The organism is Corynebacterium sp. NPDC104732, from assembly GCF_055583565.1.
The window spans coordinates 116,419-136,504 of record NZ_JBVJNS010000005.1; the positions used below are offsets into that span (position 1 = coordinate 116,419).

The 20,086-nt window shown below is 60.0% G+C and carries 12 protein-coding genes and 1 tRNA gene; 5 read left to right on the forward strand and 8 right to left on the reverse strand.

What is annotated here, in order from left to right; all coding sequences use genetic code 11:
* Positions 1-453: 453 nt before the first annotated feature.
* From ACZ6ZO_RS05520 to ACZ6ZO_RS05530, 3 genes are all read right to left on the reverse strand, one after another.
* Complete coding sequence (locus ACZ6ZO_RS05520) at positions 454-9,384, reverse strand: fatty acid synthase subunit beta domain-containing protein (RefSeq protein WP_465291155.1); 8,931 nt, start codon at positions 9,382-9,384, stop codon at positions 454-456.
* A gap of 223 nt (positions 9,385-9,607) precedes the next feature.
* Positions 9,608-9,778, reverse strand: a complete 171-nt coding sequence (locus ACZ6ZO_RS05525; RefSeq protein WP_182385522.1) for a hypothetical protein — start codon at positions 9,776-9,778, stop codon at positions 9,608-9,610.
* A 243-nt stretch (positions 9,779-10,021) separates the two neighbouring features.
* A tRNA-Leu gene (locus ACZ6ZO_RS05530) sits at positions 10,022-10,103 on the reverse strand.
* Between the two features lie 82 nt (positions 10,104-10,185).
* On the opposite strand from ACZ6ZO_RS05530, the gene ACZ6ZO_RS05535 reads away from it, so the two are divergent.
* Positions 10,186-10,581, forward strand: a complete 396-nt coding sequence (locus tag ACZ6ZO_RS05535; protein ID WP_407926234.1) for a hypothetical protein — start codon at positions 10,186-10,188, stop codon at positions 10,579-10,581.
* The gene (locus ACZ6ZO_RS05540; protein ID WP_182385521.1) at positions 10,578-10,934 is read left to right on the forward strand and encodes a DUF3817 domain-containing protein; all 357 of its coding nucleotides are present in this window, start codon (positions 10,578-10,580) and stop codon (positions 10,932-10,934) included. Before ACZ6ZO_RS05535 ends, ACZ6ZO_RS05540 begins: the two co-directional genes overlap by 4 nt.
* On the opposite strand, the gene nagB is transcribed toward ACZ6ZO_RS05540, so the two are convergent.
* Genes nagB through ACZ6ZO_RS05565 form a run of 5 tightly spaced genes read right to left on the reverse strand, consistent with a single transcriptional unit; the run spans position 10,931 to position 15,132 of the window.
* A complete protein-coding gene (gene nagB, locus ACZ6ZO_RS05545) occupies positions 10,931-11,701 on the reverse strand; it encodes a glucosamine-6-phosphate deaminase (RefSeq protein WP_182385520.1) in 771 nt (256 codons plus the stop codon). The genes ACZ6ZO_RS05540 and nagB overlap by 4 nt on opposite strands.
* A 3-nt stretch (positions 11,702-11,704) precedes the next feature.
* Positions 11,705-12,841, reverse strand: coding sequence for an N-acetylglucosamine-6-phosphate deacetylase (locus ACZ6ZO_RS05550; RefSeq protein ID WP_182385519.1), 1,137 nt, complete (start codon positions 12,839-12,841; stop codon positions 11,705-11,707).
* Positions 12,834-13,526: an N-acetylmannosamine-6-phosphate 2-epimerase gene (locus ACZ6ZO_RS05555; protein ID WP_208767982.1), complete on the reverse strand. Its 693-nt coding sequence runs from the start codon at positions 13,524-13,526 to the stop codon at positions 12,834-12,836. Before ACZ6ZO_RS05555 ends, ACZ6ZO_RS05550 begins: the two co-directional genes overlap by 8 nt.
* A 3-nt stretch (positions 13,527-13,529) precedes the next feature.
* Positions 13,530-14,432 carry an ROK family protein gene (locus ACZ6ZO_RS05560; RefSeq protein ID WP_208767983.1) on the reverse strand — a complete coding sequence of 301 codons (903 nt, stop codon included), beginning with the start codon at positions 14,430-14,432 and terminating at the stop codon, positions 13,530-13,532.
* The gene (locus ACZ6ZO_RS05565; RefSeq protein WP_182385516.1) at positions 14,425-15,132 is read right to left on the reverse strand and encodes a FadR/GntR family transcriptional regulator; all 708 of its coding nucleotides are present in this window, start codon (positions 15,130-15,132) and stop codon (positions 14,425-14,427) included. Before ACZ6ZO_RS05565 ends, ACZ6ZO_RS05560 begins: the two co-directional genes overlap by 8 nt.
* 233 nt (positions 15,133-15,365) lie before the next feature.
* Between ACZ6ZO_RS05565 and ACZ6ZO_RS05570 the strand changes: the two genes are divergently transcribed.
* The 3 genes from ACZ6ZO_RS05570 (at position 15,366) to ACZ6ZO_RS05580 (ending at position 20,086) form a co-directional block, all read left to right on the forward strand.
* Positions 15,366-16,976, forward strand: a complete 1,611-nt coding sequence (locus ACZ6ZO_RS05570; protein WP_208767984.1) for an ABC transporter substrate-binding protein — start codon at positions 15,366-15,368, stop codon at positions 16,974-16,976.
* A 156-nt stretch (positions 16,977-17,132) separates the two neighbouring features.
* On the forward strand, positions 17,133-18,098 hold the full coding sequence (locus ACZ6ZO_RS05575) for an ABC transporter permease (protein WP_182385514.1): 966 nt from the start codon (positions 17,133-17,135) through the stop codon (positions 18,096-18,098).
* Positions 18,098-20,086: a dipeptide/oligopeptide/nickel ABC transporter permease/ATP-binding protein gene (locus ACZ6ZO_RS05580; RefSeq protein WP_208767985.1), complete on the forward strand. Its 1,989-nt coding sequence runs from the start codon at positions 18,098-18,100 to the stop codon at positions 20,084-20,086. Before ACZ6ZO_RS05575 ends, ACZ6ZO_RS05580 begins: the two co-directional genes overlap by 1 nt.

A 20,086-nucleotide genomic window follows, 5' to 3' on the forward strand; every position in this document is an offset into this window, starting at 1 on the left:
AAGGCAACTCGTGACCCGAAGTGCAAACTTTTTCTCAACTGACACACCTCACAGTAGTCCTCCCCCGCATGTTTGAGAATTAATTATTGCCCAATAGTGTCGGATGCAACATTTTTTACATTGTTGAACAGGAAAAATCGGCTGCGCCCCCCACCAAAACTCCCCCTATGTGGGGGCATTTGATGTCGACGGTGCAGCTCACGAACCGACCCAGCAGTGCGCAACCGTTTGCATGCGAGATCCTTTGCAGCCTGAGAAAAACTTTGATGTTCAACTCACAAATCTCGCATCCAGTGCGACCGAATCTGTGATTACCGGGTTAACTGGCCGACGGGACTAGAAAGGCCCGATCCCCTTACGGAACCGGGCCTTAGTTTCGAATCTGGTAATGCAAAGTGACTAATTCACAAGGAAAACGTCAATTTACATTACCAAATCCCGCACGGGCGCTTTCTACGGCTGCATTACACCGTCGATGAGGCGCGCGGATTCGGAAAGCAGCATTGCTGCTTCGCGTTCCTTGGCTGCTGCGCCGGTGCCGCCAAGGTTTCGGTCGACTGGCTTCTCGTAGAGGGCTGCGCCCCCATGCATGGCGCTGAGGATCCGGCGCAGACCGGCGGCCTCGCGGGCTGCTGCGGCAGAGCGCCATTCGGTTGCACGGGCGCCCAAAGCTGCTTCGAATGCGGCTGGGTGCACGATGGCGATGAGTGCGGAGACATGTCCGAAGCCGAGAGAGGTCACCAGGCCGGCCTTTGGTGCGCGGGACCGCAGGTCCAGGGAGGAGCGCAGCCACACCAGATCGGAGTTCTTCTCTAGGGCTGGGTCGACGCAGTCCAGGGAGCGGTTCGGAGGAACGACGCCGGAGCGTAGGACCTGAGTAAGGCCGATCAATTGGAATGCTGCGGCGCCGCCCTTGGCGTGACCGGTGAGGGTCTTCTGGGAGATCACGTACAGCGGGTTACCTGCGGTGCGGCCAATTGCGCGACCAATGCGGGTATGCAGGTCTGATTCGTTTGGATCGTTCGCCTCGGTGGAGGTGTCGTGCTTGGACACGATCGCGATGTCATCCGGCGTCACACCAAGCGAGGCCAGAGCAGTAACGAACCGGGACTGCGTACCACCACGAGCTGCACCCAGTGCGCCCAGGCCAGGAGCCGGGATCGAGGTGTGCGCACCGTCCGCGAAGGATTCGGCAAAGCCCACCACGCCGAGCACCGGCAAGCCAAGGTCAGCTGCCACGGAACCACGAGCCAGCAGGATCGTGCCGCCACCAGCGGATTCGACGAAGCCACCACGGCGACGGTCGTTGGCTCGGGAGAAGAACTTGTCTTCAATTCCCTTGCCTCGCATGACACCGGAATCGGCGGTGGCCGCCATATCACCGAAGCCGGTGATGCCTTCCATCGACAGGTCATCCAGGCCACCTGCGACCACGAAGTCTGCCTTACCCAGGCGGATCTTGTCCATGCCTTCTTCCACGGACACCGCGGCGGTGGCACATGCTGCTACTGGGTGGATCATCTGGCCGTAACCACCAACGTAGGACTGCATGACGTGGCCTGCCATGACGTTCGGCAGCGCTTCCTGCAGGATATCGTTCTGTCGCGGCTCAGCGAGCAGGCCATCAACGAACAGGGAACGCAGGGACGCCATGCCGCCCATGCCGGTGCCCTGGGTGGAGGACACGCGGGTTGGGTGCAAGGAACGCATGATCTCTGCGGGGGTGAAACCGCTGGATAGGAAGGCGTCCACGGTGCAGACCAGGTTCCAGACAGCGACGCGGTCCAGGTTGTCGATCATGTCCGCTGGGATGCCGTACACGCTGGGGTCAAATCCCTCTGGGATCTGGCCACCAACAAAGCGAGACATCGCCATGCGGCGTGGCACGCGAACTGCGGAACCAGCCTTGCGGGTGACAACCCACTCCCCTATTTGCTCGTCCAGGTGCGCCGTGGTGGTTTCCGGCTCGGAGTCAACGAAGGTGCGGGCAGCAGCTGCGTCAGCGACGTTGAAGGACAGGTCACGGTCCAGGTACACGGTCGTCAGCTCCGGCATGAGGTTGTTCACCATGCCGAAGTCATCGTGGTACTGGCGAACGCCCACACGCGCGAGGACCTCGTCGTGGAAGCGGTCGAAGATGTCTTCCTCCGCAACCGGTTCGTCGGATGCGTCGTACCAGCCCGGTTTCGGGTCCTCGTCCCAGTGGATCAGTCCCATGGTCCATGCCAGCTCAGTGACGCCGGCGGCGGTCAGGGATCCGGTGAGTTCGGCGTCGAAACGCGTGCGGGCAGAGCCGTATGGGCCCAACTCGCCGGCGCCGACGATGACAACCATGTCTTCAAGCTTCTGGGTGACCTCGAAGGACGGCGTGGTGGCGTCGAAACGACGGTACGGCGTTGGAAGGGCCTTAATGGTGCGCGGCTTGTCGACGTCCCCTGCCTCCGATGCCTGTGCCGCAGCGTTACGTGCGAGCTCAGCCAGATTCAGCTCAGCCTCACCCAAGCCACCGGTGAAGTCCTTCACCACCGGCGCGGTCGCTGCCTTGGAACGCACCGCTGGGGTGACCTGCGACAGCAGCTCCTCCGCGATTTCGTTCGTGGCGTAGGTGCGTACACCTGCGGCTTCGACAGCCTCGACCAGCGGATCGTTACCGCCCATGAGGCCGGTGCCGCGCACCCAACCGATGAGCGCGTGGACCAGCGAAGTGCGAGAGCCCCACACTGGCTCAGCGTGCCAGCGAGTGACCAGCGCGTCGAGGGCTGCCTTGGACTCGCCGTACGCGCCATCGCCGCCGAAGCGACCTCGGTTCGGCGAACCTGGGATCACCACATGCAGGCGCTTACCGATCTCCGCGTCCACCCCAATCGCAGACAGACCAGCGATGAGACGCTCCACCGACCACAGCAGCAGACGCATCTGGTTCTCGGCCTGCGGGCCGGCATCTGCCAGGGATCCGGAAACCCGAGGAGCGGCGAATGGGAACAGCAGCGTCGGAACCAAAGCTGGCTTCAGCACCTTCTTCGCACCGTTCACGGTCGCGGTCTGCTCATTGCCGATCCACTCGATCACGGCATCCAGGTCCGTGTAGGACGACAGGTTAGCTGGGACGATCCACAGTGCAGCCTGGCCGCGAGCGGACTCGCGGTAGAGCTTCTTGTAGTACTCAAGACGCTTGTGGTTCAGGCTGGAAGTGGTGACCACCACGGTGGCACCACCAGCGAGCAGCCCCTCGGTCACAGCTGCAGCGATGGAGTTCGGGGACGCACCTGTGATCACAGCCACGTCGTTGGCGTACTGCAACGCTTCAGTGGAACGTGCCTGCGCAGCCAGGTCATTGAGCCCAAAGAACTCAGCCTGCTGTGCGACGGCCTCACCCGCACCGGTGATGTCCAGTTCTTCCAGCTGACCCAGTGCAAAGCGCGTGACGTCTTCGCGGGCAGAGGCCCAGCGGTCGTCGAGAAGCACGGCCTTATTCTCATCGAACGCAGGCGCGACCTGGCGTGGCCAGTCCGATCCGAGTTCGCGAGCGACCAGCTCGAACAGTTCCACGCTGTCGTCCTGCTCCGGCAGTCCGTGGGCTGGAGCGTCGGCAAGGCCCAAGGTATTCAGGATGGTGCGAGCGGTCTCTGCGAGCACGCCCTCGCGCCCGGTCACAGCCTCGGCGAATTCGCCCAGCGCTGCGGAGTCCACCACGCCACCGCCAGCTCCACCGGCGGATGGCAGCCCCACGGACACCCCGTGGCGGGCTGCGACGGCCTGCACGGCGGCGTCGATAAGTGCGTCTAGCTCGGCCGCATTGTTCGCTGGCGGCAGGGTCGCGAGGTCACCACCACGCAGCGACGCACCTTCGCGAGCGCCCATCACTACCTCAGCCTGGACATGATCCGCCCAACCCTGGCCCAGCTGCCACGTTCCGGTGACGCGCTCAGCAATGTAATTCGGGCGCTTTCCGGTAGGTCCGGTGATACGACGCAGCGCGTCCGCAGACGCATCCGCAAGCACCGGCCCGAAGGCGGTGTACCCCTTGGCCATGCGGGACACGGTGTTCTTCAGGTCGGATAGCTCCGCGTCAGCAGCACCATCGATCGCGCCGAGACCGAACTCCACACCAAGGTCCAGCAGCAACTGGTTACGGCGAGACGACACACCCTCAACCAAGGTCTCGATGGAGTCCGTAGCACCCATCTGATCTGGGCGAACCTTCGTCCAGATAGCGATCAGCATGTCGGTGGCATCAGCCGGAGTGAAGGCAATGTCATCCGGGCGAGGGCCGCCGGCAGGCGCCGCAGCAGGGGCAGCCACAACCTCCGTGGCCTGAGCTGCAACATTCTCCGTCTCCGGAGCAGCCTCAGCTGCTGGCTCGTCCTCAGCAACCTCACGGGTGATCGCATCAATAGCAAACACTGTCGCCGCATCGCGCTCAACGTTCAGCACCTCCAGGTGTGCATTCGCATACTGCGGCAGGCGCATCGTCTGGCCAAGCATGTTCGCGATCGTCGGCGAGGATCCCACGCCCACTTCCACGAAGCGGTCCACGCCCAGTGACGTGAGTGCCAGGTGCTGGGTCTCAATCCAACGCACTGGGGAGGCGAACTGCCAGGCGAGCAGCTCGATGAGCAGGGTGCGGGCCAGCTTCTGCTCATCCTGCGCTGCAGCCTCAAAGTCAGCCAAGATCTGGTCGAGCTGCTCGGAAGAAACCACCTCAGCCATGGACTGAACAAACTCGCGACTCAGCTCGAACGGGCGGGCAACCAGGTTCGGGATGTAACGACCCACCAGAATGTCCAGGTCAATGTGGTGCGGGATGAGGGAATCCAGGTGGTCACGGAACGCGCCCACGCCGTCGCGAAGGTGCGAGGAGTGGAATGGCACGTCAATGCCCGGGATCTGGATGAAGGCACGCATGCCGGGCGCGCGCTTTTCCGCGTCAGCAGCCAGAGCGTCCAGCCCGGCGCGGGTGCCGGCGACAGCGTACTGGACACCAGCGATGTTGTAGTTCACAATCTCCAAGAACTCACCGGAGGATTCCGCGATGGAAGCAACGTATGGGAAAACCTCCTCCGCGGAAATGCCCATCTTGTTCGGACGCAACGCGGCCAGGCCGTAGTTAGAGACACCGGAAGCGTCGCGCTCGACCAGGCGGTGCATGGTGAGGCCTCGGGCGTACACGATCTCCACCACGGATTCCAGGGAGAGCACTCCGGCGTACGCGGCAAGCGCGTTGTATTCGCCCACAGAGTGGCCAGCGAAGAAGGCCCGCTGGTTCAAGGCGGACGCCTCGCGCATCTCGGCGACCTGCGCGCAGCCCAAGGTGGCCATGCCGACCTGGGTGAACTGGGTCAGGTACAGCACACCGTCTGGGTGCTGGAACTTCTCGCCCTTCACCGTGACTTCGGATGGGTTGTTGCGGACGATCTCAAGGATGGAGAAGCCAAGCTTGGCGCGGGTATGAGCATCGGCGCGATCCCACACCTCACGCGCCGCTGGGGAGCTGGCGTAGGCAGCCATGCCCATCCCTGGGGACTGGATGCCCTGGCCTGGGAAGGCGTAGAACGTCACCGGCGCTGCCATGACGGCGGTACCGGTGAGAACCAGGTTTCCGTCAACCTTCGCGGTGATCTCGCGGACCTCGCCGAAGCCCGGGCGGTTGTCTACGCCAGCACGTTCAACGGTGAACTCGATCTCAGCACCCGGCAGGACCGGTGCAAGCATGGTCGCGGTGTATTCCAGCACCTTCTTCGGCTCGGAGCCTTCAAACCCGGAGGAAGCGATCAGTTCGGCGATCGCGGAGGTCCACATGCCGTGCACGATAACGCCGTTCGGTAAGCCAGCGAGCGCCGCGGCGGTATCGGACACGTGGATCGGGTTGCGATCTCCGGACACCACAGCGAAGGGCTTCATGGAGGTCGGTGCCACGACCTTGGCGTAAGCACGGAAGGAGCGCGGGGTGTCCACCACGGTTGGGAACACGGAGGTGTTGGTGCGGGCGGTCATCTTGCCACCACGGCCACGGATAGCGAAGCGCTCAGACAGCTCCGCGGCGAGGCGTTCGCCTGCGTCTGGGTAGTCGGCGTAGACGCGGGCACGCACAACGACGACGCGGCCCATGTCCGTATCGGAAACCTCATCAGCGGTTGCCTCGATGCGGATCGGCACGGATGCTGCTGGCAGGGCGTCGGGCTGTGCTTCGACCAGCTTGATGTGGTGCTCGAGGTGCACCAGGGACAGCATGCCTTCGACCACGGAGGCAGAGTCGGTTCCTGGGATCACGGCGGACTTCACGGCTGCGAAGATCGCTGGCCATGCCAGTCCCACGATGACATCTGGCGCGGTGCCACCTGGGGTGACGGTGCGATCCAAGTAGGCGGCGGTGACGTTGTTGTAGTCGGCGATGTGGTCGGTGGACAGTTCGGTGTTCCAGTGCGCCACGCCATCCTTGATCTCTGGCAGTTCGCCACCGGCAGCGATGCGGGTGAGTTCGCCCATGGCGGCTTCCGCGTCTTCTTGGGTGACGGTCGGAACGCCGACCTCTGGGAGGGTGAAGCGAATCTTCAGGTCCGCGGTGGTGCCCGGCGCGGTGGAGCCGGTCAGTGGAACGGTCAGTTCGGCGTGAGTGGCGTCGAGGTCGCGTAGCGTCGCGCCGGTTGGGGCGTGGGTGGCTCCGCCGTCGTGAAGCTGCCATGCGTCGAGGTCGCCGAGGCGGGCGATCATCGAGCCGGTGTTGCGTCCAGCCCAGTAGGTGCCCTGTGCAGCGAGGACGCGCTCGGTGGCGGTCTTCGTTGGGGCGTCGGTGGCATCGAGGCGGTCGATAGTGGCCTGGTTGAAGCGTGCGAGCAGTTCGGCGACAGGCTCGTTGGCGCGGGTGATACCGGCGACAGCGGCTGGTCCTGGGATGATGCAGACGGCGTCGGCGTCGTAGCGCTCATCGTGGGCCTGCCACAGGGAGTCGGAGCGCCACCAGCGGCGCACATCCTTGTCGATCACCGGCACAAAGTTCACCGGTTTGCCCGGGGTGCGGCACAGCCCAAGGAACCATGCGACGTCCGCCGGGTGCAGCAGGTCAGTGGTGTTGTAAAGTTCGCCGAGCTTCACGACGGCCTGGGCTGGATCCTCAGTCAGCTCCACCTGCGGTTCAAACTCGCCGTGGTCTAGCTCGGTGAGGCGAGCCTCGGCGCGTTCCAGCATCTGGGCAAAGCGGTTCTTCCAGGAAATATCAGTCCACTGCCCCTGATACGGGCCGGACAGCTCGAGGTAGCGGTTCAGCCACTGCTCGTAGGTCATGTCGGCCAGGTCGCCAAAGTAGACTTTGCATGTCTTAGCCATGGCGGCGATGATGTCCTCGCGCTGAGCGGCAACGGCTTCTGCATCGCCCGCTACTTCATCGAGGAGACGGCCACACTTGGCAAAGGAGTTGTCGATCTCGTGAATATCGGCGCCCAGTTGGGAGCGTCCGGAGGCCATGCCGAAGGCTGCGTTACCTGCACCAACCCATTCGTCTTGCCCCTTGGTTTCCACCAACAGCTGCTTCACGGCATCGGAAGTCTTCGCTTCCTTGGTCGCCATTGCTGCGGTGCCGACGAGGATGCCGTCCACCGGCATCTTGGGCAGATCGTACTTGGTGGACCACTCACCGGTGATGTAGTCCGCGGCGCGCTCTGGAGTGCCGATACCACCACCGACGCATAGGACGGTGTTCTCGGTCTCGCGGATCATGCCGTAGGTGGCAATCAGTAGGTCATCGAGTTCCTCCCACGAGTGGTGACCACCGGCCTTGCCGCCCTCAACGTGGAGGATGATCGGCACCTCGGGGACAGACCGAGCAATCTCGAGGATCTGGCGGACCTGCTTCACCGCGCCCGGCTTAAAGGCAACCCATGGGAACCCGTTGCCACGCAATTCATGAATCAGCTCCACTGCCTCATCATGCTCTGGGATACCAGCGGTGATCACCACACCGTCGATCGGCGCACCATTCAGGCGAGCTTTCTGCACCAGGCGCTTGCCACCGATCTGCATTTGCCACAGGTATGGGTCCAGGAACATGGAGTTGAACTGCGCGTTCACCCCCGGCTTAAGCAAGGAATCCAGCTTCGCAATATTGTTTTCCAGGATCTCCGGGGTCACTTGGCCGCCACCAGCGAGCTCCGCCCAGTGGCCTGCATTCGCAGCAGCAGCGACAATCTCCGGGTCCACGGTGGTGGGGGTCATACCGGCGAGCAACATCGGGCTACGTCCGGTCAGCTCGGTGAACTTGGTAACGAGCTTGCCGTTCTCCACGCGTGGGGCGAACTGATCAAAGGACACCGGTAGTGATGGGGCGCTCCCTGCGTCGAAAAGCGCGGATTGCCCGGCGTGGGTGCCGACGGAGAGCACGCCTGCGCCCCGCCCCGCAGCGATGTTCGTGGTGAGAGCGCGCACGCCTTCGCCCGGGCCGACGTCCAGCAGCCACGTTGCACCAGCGTCGAGAGCGGAGGTGACATCCTCCACCCAGTCCTCCGGGGTGATCAGGATTTCGGTAGCTAGCTCGCGCGTCAGCTCCACATCCAGTGCGGCACGCTCGGCCCACTGTGCGGCCAGCTCAACGGCGGGCAGCATTGCGGTGTGGTGGAAACCAACCTGTACCCCGAGGAACGCGAACTTCGGAGCAAACGGGGTGCCGCCACGCTTCTTGTTCTCAATCTCGCGGGCATCTTTTGCAGCAAGCTTTTCCAGGCGCTTCTTCAGCTCCACCAGATGCTGCGGCTGCCCGACGGCAACATACCAGTCGCGGGCGTTGCGCAGGCCGATCTCGACCTCGGTTCCCTCGATAGCGTTCTCGAGTTGCTCCCGGGTGATGCCCTGAATGGACAGCATCGGGGTGTGATCACCGCTTGGCACCAGGCGTTTTTCGCGGGCGATCTTGCTGGCTGCGGCCCCCACCAGCTGGGCGATCGCCACAAAATCCGCGGCCCGGGTGAGATCCTTCACGGCGTGCGCCGCGAGAATTCCCTGTGAATGCCCGATTGCGGTGCAGGCGCGCTCAATGTCCAGACCCTGCGCTTCCAGAGTCATGAGGGTGGCCAGCTGTGCGGTGAGTATGCCGGGCATGCTTACCGACGCCATCGTCGCATCAATCAACGGTGGCTGCTCAGCATTTGCCCAGTTGACGGGATCGAAGCCGAACGGTCGCGCCGTGGCGATGTCATCCTCAACCGGAGCAAGTTGCGCGGCTGCGTCGCTGACGACATCGGCGATTGCCCGGCCGGCACCTGCGGAAATTGCGGTACGCAGGCCGGCGAGCCAGTCGACACCTTGTCCCGCGAAAACCAGCCCGAATGGAGTGTTCTCCAGTTCGTCGATCAGACGATTCGCACCGTTCACTCGCAGAATGTGCAGCTCAGTCACGTTTATTCCTCTTTCAGTAGCTGGATTTTGAGTCGGCGATTGACGCACTCCACCAATTTCTTGGGAGTTAACTCTGCAAATATGCCACAGATCGTGAGGAAACCGTCATGTTTTGACGGCGGTTAGTTAGCGTGTCGAAATCTTTCGGTTTCATTTTCGCAGTTGGACGGTTATTTTCTTTCCCAAAACTAGATTTTGTGAAAGCGCCCTATTTTGGGGGTAGTTAAGGGTTGTTCAACACCTTTGCGACGTTTTCGCGAACCTCAGCCAGCTTTTGCACCGAGTCAGCGACCGCACCATCAAAAACCTGACATTCATTTTCAGGCACCACCTCATCAGAAGGAGTGATGCCATGCTCCGCTACATATTCATCAATATGCCTGGAAATACTCATAGTGGAACCCATCGTACCGGGGACATCTTCCCGCCCCAATGTGGCCTGTAAAAGAGAGCCCTAGTGGACGGCGCATCTCCACGCCTTCATATCAGGACACGGAAATCGAGCGTACGGATGGGATTTTTAAGGCGCGAAACATCCCATCCGTACGCTCTATTTCCGCGCCCTTGTACTTAACCCTACGGTGCGCCGATGCAAAAAGCGGGCCCCACCAACGGGGGCCCGCTTCCTGAACAACTGTGGGCCTGGGGAGACTTGAACTCCCACGTCCGAAGACACTGGAACCTAAATCCAGCGCGTCTGCCAATTCCGCCACAAGCCCTTGGTTTTCTCACATGATACACATTCGATAGCTAGTTACCGAATCGTGGCTCTTCCAGGCACAACAGGTAGACTGTTTCTTTGTGAGTGACGATGTCGAGTTGAATGAGCAGCCTCCCCGCAAGAGGAAAAAGGTGCGGGTAACCCATATTGTGTTTCTCACTCTCGCAGTGGCAGCCACTTTGGGGCTTGCCTACTGGCAGTGGACACGATTCCGGGCCGGAACTGGCACTTTCCAGAATCTTGGCTATGCGATTCAATGGCCGGCTTTCGGAGCTTTCATTGTGTATGCGTACCGGCGTTATATCCAGTTGGAAAACGAGTACTCGGAAACTGGGATGTCCCCTGTGGAGTTAGAGAAGCAGCGTAAGGCTGAGGTCACGGAGATTGATGAATCTTTCCTCCCCGAGCGCCCCACAATGAATGTTGAAGAGTTCAACGCACAAAATGAACCTCGTAGACGAAGGAGAAATTCATGACAACCCCCCAGGTGCATCCCGACCGGCAAGCTCGAGTGGCTAAGGCTTTGCGGTTCTTCTCTATTGCGGCGTTTGTCACCGGTATTTGGCTGCTGATTTTGGTCGCCGAAATGATCTACAAGTACCTCATTTTGCCGTCACCGGCCGATGCTCCGGGGTGGTTCTTCTATGTCGCGCAGGCGCACGGCGTGTTCTACATGATTTACCTGCTGACCACCGTCAACCTTGGAATCAATGCGCGGTGGGAACCACTGAAGTGGGTCACCACCGCGCTCGCTGGCACGATCCCGTTCCTGTCGTTTGTGGCTGAGCACCGTCGCCGTAAGGAAGTGACCGCCCAGTTCCAGCTTTAATACCCTTGCCCGGCTAGCTTGTTGTCCACGGCGAAGCGATAGTACTCACTGTGTTTGAGACCAGCTGCTGCGTCGGGGTCGAGCACAACTGTGGCGTGGGGGTGCAGCTGCAGCACTGAGGCCGGGCAGACCGCCGCCACTGGTCCTTCAGCTAGGGCGGCAACCGCCTCCGATTTTCCGGCGCCTGTTGCGATGAGCAGCAGGTGCCCTGCTTCGAGGATGGTCCCGAGGCCCTGGGTGAGAACGTGGTGGGGCACCTGGGATTCGTCGTTGTTGAAAAAGCGGGCGTTATCCCTGATTGTTTGGGGGTGCAGGGTCTTAACTCGGGTTCGGGAAGCTAGCGAGGATCCGGGCTCGTTGAAACCGATGTGCCCGTCCGTTCCAATGCCTAGCAGCTGCATATCAATTCCACCGGCCGCTTTGATTGCTTCGTCGTAGCGGTTGCCTGCAGCGACTGGATCTGCTGCAGTCCCGTCCGGGCTGTGGACGGCACTGTCCTCAATGTCGATCGAGTCGGTAAATTCCCGCCGGATGGTGCGATAGTAGCTTTGCTCATGCTCCCGGGGCAGGCCGAGGTATTCGTCAAGGAGAAAAGCCTGGCATTGGGCGAAACTGAGGCCTTCCTCCTTGTGGCGACGAATCAGCTCCTGGTAGGTCTTGAGCGGTGTTGAGCCGGTGGCCAGACCTAAAGTCTTTCCTTCCCGCGCGTATTTTTCGATGATGTCCGCGGCAACGATTTCTGGACGTTCCGTGATGACGATTTCCATGGGTTAACCTACTTCTTCCGCTTCCCGAAATACTCGGTTGATGGTTAAGTCGTTATCGCACACAATAAAGTTCGCGGGAGTGCCCGCCTCGATCGTGGCTCGGTGTGATTTGCCCAACAGGTGATGGCCGCTGGTACATGCGGTCAGGACGTCGGGTAATGAGTGACCGGCACGCACTGCACGTCGCAATTGGTCAAACACTCGTGTGGTGCCACCGGCAATTGCTCCCTCGGTCCCATCGGAGGTGGTGAGCCGAGCAATGCCATCTGCAACGGTGACGTCGAGGGCTCCTAACATGTACTGGCCATCTGCTTTTCCTGCGGCAGCCATCGCATCAGAGACGAAGGTGACGTGCGCTGGCCCGACCAGACCGAGCACCATATCTACTGTTTTGTCGTTGAGATGCACCCCATCGGCGATCAGCTCGACGGTCACGTCCCCTGCTCCTGCTGCTTCCAAGAGGGCTGCTACCGCTCCGGGCTTTCGGTGGTGCAGTGGAGGCATGGCGTTGAACAGGTGTGTTGCGGTGATGGTCGCGCCTCGGCTGACCGCGTAGCCGATGGCTGAGGCGGTAGCTTCGGCGGACGCGTCAGTGTGGCCAAAGGACACAATGACATTGTGCTCTGCGCAGATGTCAATGAGTTCGTGTGCATGTGCCGTTTCTGGAGCAAACGTGATCGAGCGCAGGTGGCCTCGAGCCTGCGTGATCATTTGCTGCAGCAGGTCCGGGTCACCGGGGATGATCGCGACAGGGTCTTGGGCGCCACACCTACAGGTGTTGATGAAGGGGCCTTCCGCATGGATACCGTCGATGGCTCCTTGTTCGGCGACGTCGGCAAGCACGCTGAGCTGTGGCAGGAGCCGTTCGGCAGGTAGAGACACTGTCGAAGCAAGCAGCGTGGTGGAGCCATGCGCGCGGTGGTACTGCGCGGCGGTGAGGCAGCCCGCGAGGTCGGAGTTGGGGAAGGACTCCCCCACTGCGCCGTGGTTATGCAGGTCCGCGAGGCCGGGGAATACGACCTGTTGCGCTGGCTTATCGACGGGGTCCAGCCCCACGATCACCCCATCGGCAACCGTAATGTCGTGCACCCCCAGGCGGTTTCCGGGGAGCACCACGTCCGCGATGAACGACTCAGTCATGTGCGGCCTCCGCGAATTGCTGGGTGATCCATGCGGTGTCGGTGATTGCGGTTCCGACGATCAAGGCATCCGCCCCCACAGCGCGCCCCTGGCGAACGTGTTCTGGGGTGTGGAACCGGCCCTCACCGATCAGGAAGACATCATTTCCGAGTCGTGCTCGGATTTCCTTGATCAGGTCAAGGTCTGGACCAGTGGTTTTCTCCCGATGCTCAGTGTAACCGGCCAAGGTGGTGGAAATCAGATCAGCGCCGGCCTCATGTGCCGCGACGGCTTCCTCTGGGGTAGCGATGTCAGCCATCGCTAATGCCCCAGCCTCGTGTACCGCAGCGACCTGGTCGGCGAAAGTGGAACCGTCCTGGCGAGGCCGGAGGGTGGCGTCTATTGCGACTACGGTTGCCCCTGCTTCGGCAACGGCCACTGCTGACGCAACCGTGGGAGTGATGTACACCCCGACGTTGCCTTCTTTCGTGAGTCCGATGACGGGAAGATCGACAGCGTCGACAATCGCACGGATATCTGCGAGCCCGCCGTAACCGCCGCAGCGGATCGCAGTGCTTCCGCCGGCTTCGGCGGCTTTAGCCAAGAATGACATTGTTCGGGTGTCGCGCAGCGGGTGCCCGTCCGGAGCTTGGACGGAGACAATGAGGCTGCCACGAATAGCTTCCAAAAAAGCTTTACTTTCCATTAGTTATTCTCCTTTATAAGCCAAGTGAGCCAGGTATCCGGCCCCGACCAATGGTGCATTGGTGCCAAGTTGAGCCGGGAGGATGGGAATCGTGTCGACGGGGTGCAACGCATGCCGCCGGAAACCTTCTGTTAGCGGGGTGAGGATCGGAGCACCAATAGTGCCTACCCCACCACCGATAATGAGGGCATCAACATCGACGGCGGAGGCAAAACCAGCCAGTGCTTCACCTAACGCGAACATGTTGTGGTCAATGACAGCTCGTGCAGTATCTTCCCCTGCATGATAGCGCTGCATGATTTCAGGAAGCGCGAGAACCAAACCAGTTTGGGTGTTGTAGGAGCGTGCCAAACCGGGACCAGACGCGAAATCTTCCACCGAGCAGGCTTTGTCATCAGGCCCCCGTCCAATGATGCCGCGGAGTTCACCCGCCGTGTGGTGAGGTGAGTCAAGGAGTCGGCCCCCTCGCACGAGCGCTCCTCCCACCCCTGTTCCCAAGCTGACAAAGAGAATGTTGGAAAAACCTTGTCCAGCGCCATAGACAGCTTCCCCGAGGCCCATGATGCGAACGTCGTTATGTATGCCAACAGGAACAGGGAAATGGGCAGTGAGCGCTGCGGCGATGTCAGTTCCAGCCCAGCCCGACATCGTGGGGCCAGAAGAAACCACTGTCCCGGCGACCGGATCAATCACCCCAGGGGCTCCCACTCCGATCGCATCTATCGACACGCCACGGAGCTGAGCCTGCCGCTGTAATTCCTGAACAACCGTCACCACCGTCTCCATGACGTCGCACTTTGGGGTCGGTGTGCGCCCTACTGCGGTGACCGTGGTGGGCGTTGCGGCGTCGACAAGCCCATAAGCAATCTTCGTGCCACCTATATCTATGCAGGCAAAGTTAGTCATTGATTTTCTCATCAATCATCCGCTTCAGCGGTCCGTAGTGATCATCGATAGTTTGCAGCAACCGCGCCTCATCGCCAGCCTCAATCGCTTCAACCATGCTCAGGTGCGCATCGACGGTTTCCCGCAAGTCCTTCCCCCGATCCAGATGGAACTGCGGGATCGCTTCCGTATGCACCTGCCACAGCGCCATGTAGAGCTCCTGGATCAGCTGGTTGGACAGCTTCGCATTTAGCTCTTCATGGAACTTTCCGTCGGCCACGGCGATAGACTCGCCGTTTTCGAAACACTGCTGCATTTCCGCGACGATTTCACGCAACCGATCCGTGGAATGATGACGGTACGCTTCAATGAGTTTCCGCGCATTGAACTGGTCAAAGGCGATTCGCGTGTCGACCACTTGCTTGAGGTTGAGCAATGCGCTTTTTTGGTCAATCGTCAGGCGAAGCGTCAAACCGTTCACCAAGGGCGCAAGCGACATCTGGCCGACATACGTGCCGTGGCCGTGTCGAATTTCCACCACATCAAGCGACGACAAGGTACGCATCGCCTCGCGGATCGAGCTGCGTGAGACTTCCAACATCTCACACAGGGCCGCTTCGGAAGGAAGCACATCACCAGGCTTTAGAGCATGATCGCGAATGTAATCCTCAATCGCAGAAGCTGTCGGATTGAGCTTGTGTTTTCCAAGCACCTTTGACATCGATTTTCCTTTAACTAAGGGCCGATCACCGGTCCGGCACACACGCCCGAATTCCAATGACCGCCTAAAGGCACACTCTGTGTTTGTTTTCATGTTTTATTTTAACAGAAAACCTTCACAACATCAGACGTCTGACATATGATGTAGATATCAAAAAAGAAAGCCTTCTTGGCAGTACAGATTCAGATATCTCCCTTCTCACCCAATACGGGACAACCCCGAAAGGAAGAACCATGACCCGCGCATACTCCCGCCGCGACTTCATGAAAATCTCCGGAGTGATCGGCGCAGCCGCCGGCTTCTCCGCAACCCTGGCCGCCTGTGCCACCCCAGCTCAAAACGGTGGCAGCGATGCTCCAGCAGCGGATCCTAATTCCAAGAACCCAGATGGCACCCTCACCGCAGCCATCTCCTACGAATTGGGAACCAACGGCTACGACCCAATGAACACCACCGCAGCCCTCACAGTTGCAGCAAACTGGCACACCCTTGAAGGCCTCACGGAAATGGACCCTGCCACCGGCAAGGTCACCACCGCACTGGCAAAGGAAATGCCTAAAGCCACCGGAACCACAGCCGAAGTCGCCCTCCGCGATGGTGCACAGTTCCACGACGGCAGCCCCGTCACCGCGGACGACGTGGTGTTCTCCTTCGAACGAGTCCTCGACAAAGCAAACAAGTCCCTCTACGCTTCCTTCATCCCGTTCATTGAGAAGGTCACTGCTAAGGACGACAAGACCGTCGAATTCACCCTCTCCCACGAAACCGGCGTCTTCGCTGACCGCCTGGCAGTAGTCAAGATCGTGCCAAAGAAGGCCGTCGAAGCAGATGCCGACGCTTTCGCAGCCAACCCAGTTGGTTCGGGCCCATACAAGATGACCGACAACGGCGGCACTTCTAAGACCATCCAGTTCGAACGCTTCGAAGCCTACAACGGCCCACGCCCAGCATTGGCCAAGAAGATGACGTGGCAGATCATCCCTGATGCCTCCACCCGCACCAACGCCATCCAGTCCAAGACTGTTCAGGCTATCGACTCGGTGCCATACCTTTCCGTCGAGCAACTCAAGGCAGTATCCACCGTGGAATCTGTCCAAGGCTTCGGACTGCTGTTTGCCATGTTCAACTGCGACCCAGGCAGCAAGTTCAATGACCTCAAGAACCGCCAGGCGTTCATGTACGCCCTCGACATGGACAAGATCATTGAAACCGGCATGCTCGGCCAAGCTACTGCAGCTACCAGCTTCCTCCACAAGGAGCACCCAAGCTACAAGCAAGCCAAGACCGTCTACACCTACAAGCCAGAAAAGGCCCGTGAGCTCTTCGCCGAAACTGGCCTGAAGGAGATGCGCCTGCTGTGCACTGACCACGACTGGGTAAAGAAGTGCACCCCGCTCATCGAGCAGTCCCTAACTGGCGTCGGCCTGAAGGTGGAATTCACCGAAAAGAAGTCCTCCGATGTATATAACACCATCGACGGCAAACCAGAAGCCTACGATGTCGTCATCGCCCCTGGTGATCCATCCGTCTTCGGTTCCGACCCGGACCTGCTGATGCGCTGGTGGTACGCCGGTGACACCTGGACCGACAGCCGCATGCACTGGAAGGGCAGCGAAAGCTACGACGAAGTCCAGAAGCTGCTGGATGAGGGCCTTAAAGCCCTGGATTCCTCAGTCCAAGAGCAAAAGTGGGCCGAGCTCTTTGACAAGCTTTCGGAATACATCCCGTTGTACCCACTGTTCCACCGCAAGAGCACCACTGCATGGGACAAGTCCACTCTGATTGATTTCAAGCCGATTTCTCTCACTGGACTTTCCTTCCTGGATGTAGCTACCACAAAGTAGCTTTTTGAATCCAGCATTCGCATTCCGGCCGGGTACGGCCCGCGCAATGTCAGCGGGATGATTCCCGGCCGGAATCCGGAACTCTTACTTTGATGTTGAGGGCTGCCCTACAACAAGAAACTGGGCGAGAACTCAACCAGATCTTAAGGACAGCACATGTCAAACCTCATCCGCCTTATCGGAAGAAGGCTGGTGGCGCTCCCAATCATGGTTCTGGGCGTGACTTTCCTGGTCTTCTTTATTATGTCCTTTAGCCCTGCGGATCCTGCCCGTCTTGCTCTCGGTGAATCAGCTTCGCTGGAAGCCCTCGAACAATACCGCGAAACCCACGGACTTAATGACCCACTACTGGTACGCTACTGGAACTTCCTCACCGGTATGCTGCACGGTGATCTTGGCACCACCACCGGCAACGCATCAGTCACCGAAGTTGTGGCTAAGGCCTTCCCCATCACGCTGCAACTCACGTTCCTGGGTCTCATTATCGCCGCGGTACTCTCCCTCACCTTTGGTGTTATTGCCGCTCTTTACCGCGACAAATGGCCTGACCAGATCATCCGCGTCATCTCTATTGCTTCGCTAGCAACCCCATCGTTCTGGCTTGCTATCTTGCTCATCCAATGGCTCGGCACCATCCCCGGCGGTCTGGGATTCTTCCCTGCCCTCATCACGGCCTGGGTCCCATTCGCTGAAAACCCCGCGGTCTACCTCAACAACATGTTCTTGCCGGCATTCGCACTCGCGGTCCCGGTGGCCGGTTCCCTCACCCGCGTGGTTCGCACCGCCATGGTAGAGGAGCTTGATAAGGACTATGTTCGCACCGCCATCGGTTCGGGTATCCCTAAGGCAGAGGTCATCTCCCGCAACGTCTTGCGCAACGCACTCATTACCCCGATTACTGTCCTCGGCCTGCGCGTAGGCTACCTCATGGGTGGCGCAGTCATTATCGAAATCATCTTTAACATCCAGGCTATGGGCCAGCTCATTCTTGATGGTGTTACCCGCAATGACGTTTACCTCGTGCAGGGTGTCACTCTCACCGTGGCCATTGCCTTCATCATCATCAACATCATCGTTGACATGCTCTATGTCCTCGTTAACCCACGCATCAGGAGCATCTAATGCGTAGAAAACTTACCCACCAATTAGAGTCCCGCGCCGGGCAGCGGTTCCAGGGCATTGCTGCGCTGCCTATCGCGTCCAAGATTGCCCTCGGGTTCCTGACTTTGGTCGCATTGATGGCGCTTTTCGCCCCGCTCATCGCCGGTTACAGCCCGCTCGAATCGGATATACCGGTGCAGCCGCCGAGTGCGCAACACTGGTTCGGCACTGATGCTATTGGACGTGATATTTTCTCCCGTGTCGTCTACGGTTCCCGTTCGTCCCTGATCATTGGCCTGTGCGCTACGCTGTCGGCGCTCGCTATCGCTGCTGTTCTCGGTTCCATCGCGGCTACTGCTGGCAAGGTCGTGTCTGAGATCCTGATGCGTATTTTGGACATCATCATGTCCTTCCCTGGCATCGCACTGGCCGCCGTGTTCGTGGCCGTGTTCGGCAACTCCCTCCCGGTGCTGGTCTTTGCTATCGGCTTCCTGTACGTGCCGCAGCTGTCCCGTGTGGTGCGCGCTAACGTCTTGTCGGAGTTCGGCGAGGACTACGTTTCTGCAACGAAGGTGATGGGCGCCAGCATTCCCCACATCTTGTTGAAGCACGTTGCTCGCAACACTATTGCTCCGATTGCAGTGTTCGCTACGGTGCTGGTGGCAGACGCAATCGTGTTTGAGGCATCGCTGTCCTTCATTAACGCTGGTGTGAAGCCACCACTGCCTTCCTGGGGCAACATCCTTTCCGACGGCAAGCAATTGCTACTTACTGGTGCATGGTGGCCTACGTTCTTCCCCGGCCTGATGATTCTGATCACTGTGCTCGCGCTAAATATTCTCTCCGAAGGCCTCACTGATGCCATGGCGTCGCCACGCATTAAGCGAACCGTACGAGTTCACGATGACGACCCAAGCATCAACACCGCCAAGTCGCTGGGCTCGCTTTCCGACGCTGAAGCCCGCGAAGCCCTGGACGTTTCCCTTGCCAAACTGCATGATGCCGAAACGGCAGAGAACCGACGCCTGGTCTACACCCGTGGCGAAGAACCACTGATCCAGGTGAAGGACCTGTGCATCGCATTCCCGGAGGCACACGGCGATGTCAATATTGTCGACCACGTCAGCTTTGAAGTCTCTCCCGGAGAGACCATGGGTTTGGTGGGCGAGTCGGGCTGTGGCAAGTCGTTGATCGCCATGTGCATCATGGGTCTGCTCCCACCAACGGCTCGTATCACTGGTGAGATCCTGTACGCAGGCAAGAACCTGCTGGATATGACCCCGGAGCAGCGTAATGCGTTGCGTGGCCATGACATGGCAATGATCTACCAGGATGCGCTCAGTTCTTTGAACCCGTCCATGCTGATTCGTACCCAGATGCAGCAGCTGATCCGTCGTGGCGGTAAGCGTACCGCCGAGGAGCTGATGGAGCTGGTCGGCTTGGATCCGGTCCGTACGCTGAAGTCCTACCCGCATGAGCTGTCCGGTGGTCAGCGGCAGCGCGTCCTCATTGCCATGGCGCTGACCCGTAATCCCCGCCTGCTGATCGCTGATGAGCCCACCACAGCGCTTGACGTGACGGTCCAGCACCAGGTGGTCGATCTGCTCAATGAACTGCGGGAGAAGCTCGGGTTCTCCATGATCTTTGTCAGCCATGACCTGGCTTTGGTCGCGAAGCTCGCGCACAAGGTCACGGTTATGTACGCCGGTCAGGTGGTTGAGCGGGGCAATACCCGTGAGCTGCTTGCGGACCCACACCACGAGTACACCCGTGGTCTGCTCGGCGCCGTGTTGTCCATCGAAGCTGGTGCGGACCGCCTGTACCAGGTGCCTGGCACCGTGCCAAGCCCACGCGACTTTGTCGACGGCGACCGGTTTGCGCCTCGTTCCAGCCACCCAGAGCTTGGTATTGGGCAGCGCCCGCTACCGCGAGCTGTTGCTGGTTCCACCACACATTTCTTCGCCGCAACTGACGATGCCTACGCGGCACGCTCCACGAAGGAGAAGTGA

What these genes read in the sequence shown, in the direction of transcription:
- ACZ6ZO_RS05550 (WP_182385519.1), bottom strand. Translation starts at nt 12,841, where the DNA reads ATGACTGAGTCGTTCATCGCGGACGTGGTGCTCCCCGGAAACCGCCTG.
- ACZ6ZO_RS05570 (WP_208767984.1), top strand. Translation starts at nt 15,366, where the DNA reads ATGACCCGCGCATACTCCCGCCGCGACTTCATGAAAATCTCCGGAGTG.
- ACZ6ZO_RS05575 (WP_182385514.1), top strand. Translation starts at nt 17,133, where the DNA reads ATGTCAAACCTCATCCGCCTTATCGGAAGAAGGCTGGTGGCGCTCCCA.
- ACZ6ZO_RS05565 (WP_182385516.1), bottom strand. Translation starts at nt 15,132, where the DNA reads ATGTCAAAGGTGCTTGGAAAACACAAGCTCAATCCGACAGCTTCTGCG.
- ACZ6ZO_RS05525 (WP_182385522.1), bottom strand. Translation starts at nt 9,778, where the DNA reads ATGAGTATTTCCAGGCATATTGATGAATATGTAGCGGAGCATGGCATC.
- ACZ6ZO_RS05555 (WP_208767982.1), bottom strand. Translation starts at nt 13,526, where the DNA reads ATGGAAAGTAAAGCTTTTTTGGAAGCTATTCGTGGCAGCCTCATTGTC.
- ACZ6ZO_RS05580 (WP_208767985.1), top strand. Translation starts at nt 18,098, where the DNA reads ATGCGTAGAAAACTTACCCACCAATTAGAGTCCCGCGCCGGGCAGCGG.
- ACZ6ZO_RS05540 (WP_182385521.1), top strand. Translation starts at nt 10,578, where the DNA reads ATGACAACCCCCCAGGTGCATCCCGACCGGCAAGCTCGAGTGGCTAAG.
- ACZ6ZO_RS05560 (WP_208767983.1), bottom strand. Translation starts at nt 14,432, where the DNA reads ATGACTAACTTTGCCTGCATAGATATAGGTGGCACGAAGATTGCTTAT.
- nagB (WP_182385520.1), bottom strand. Translation starts at nt 11,701, where the DNA reads ATGGAAATCGTCATCACGGAACGTCCAGAAATCGTTGCCGCGGACATC.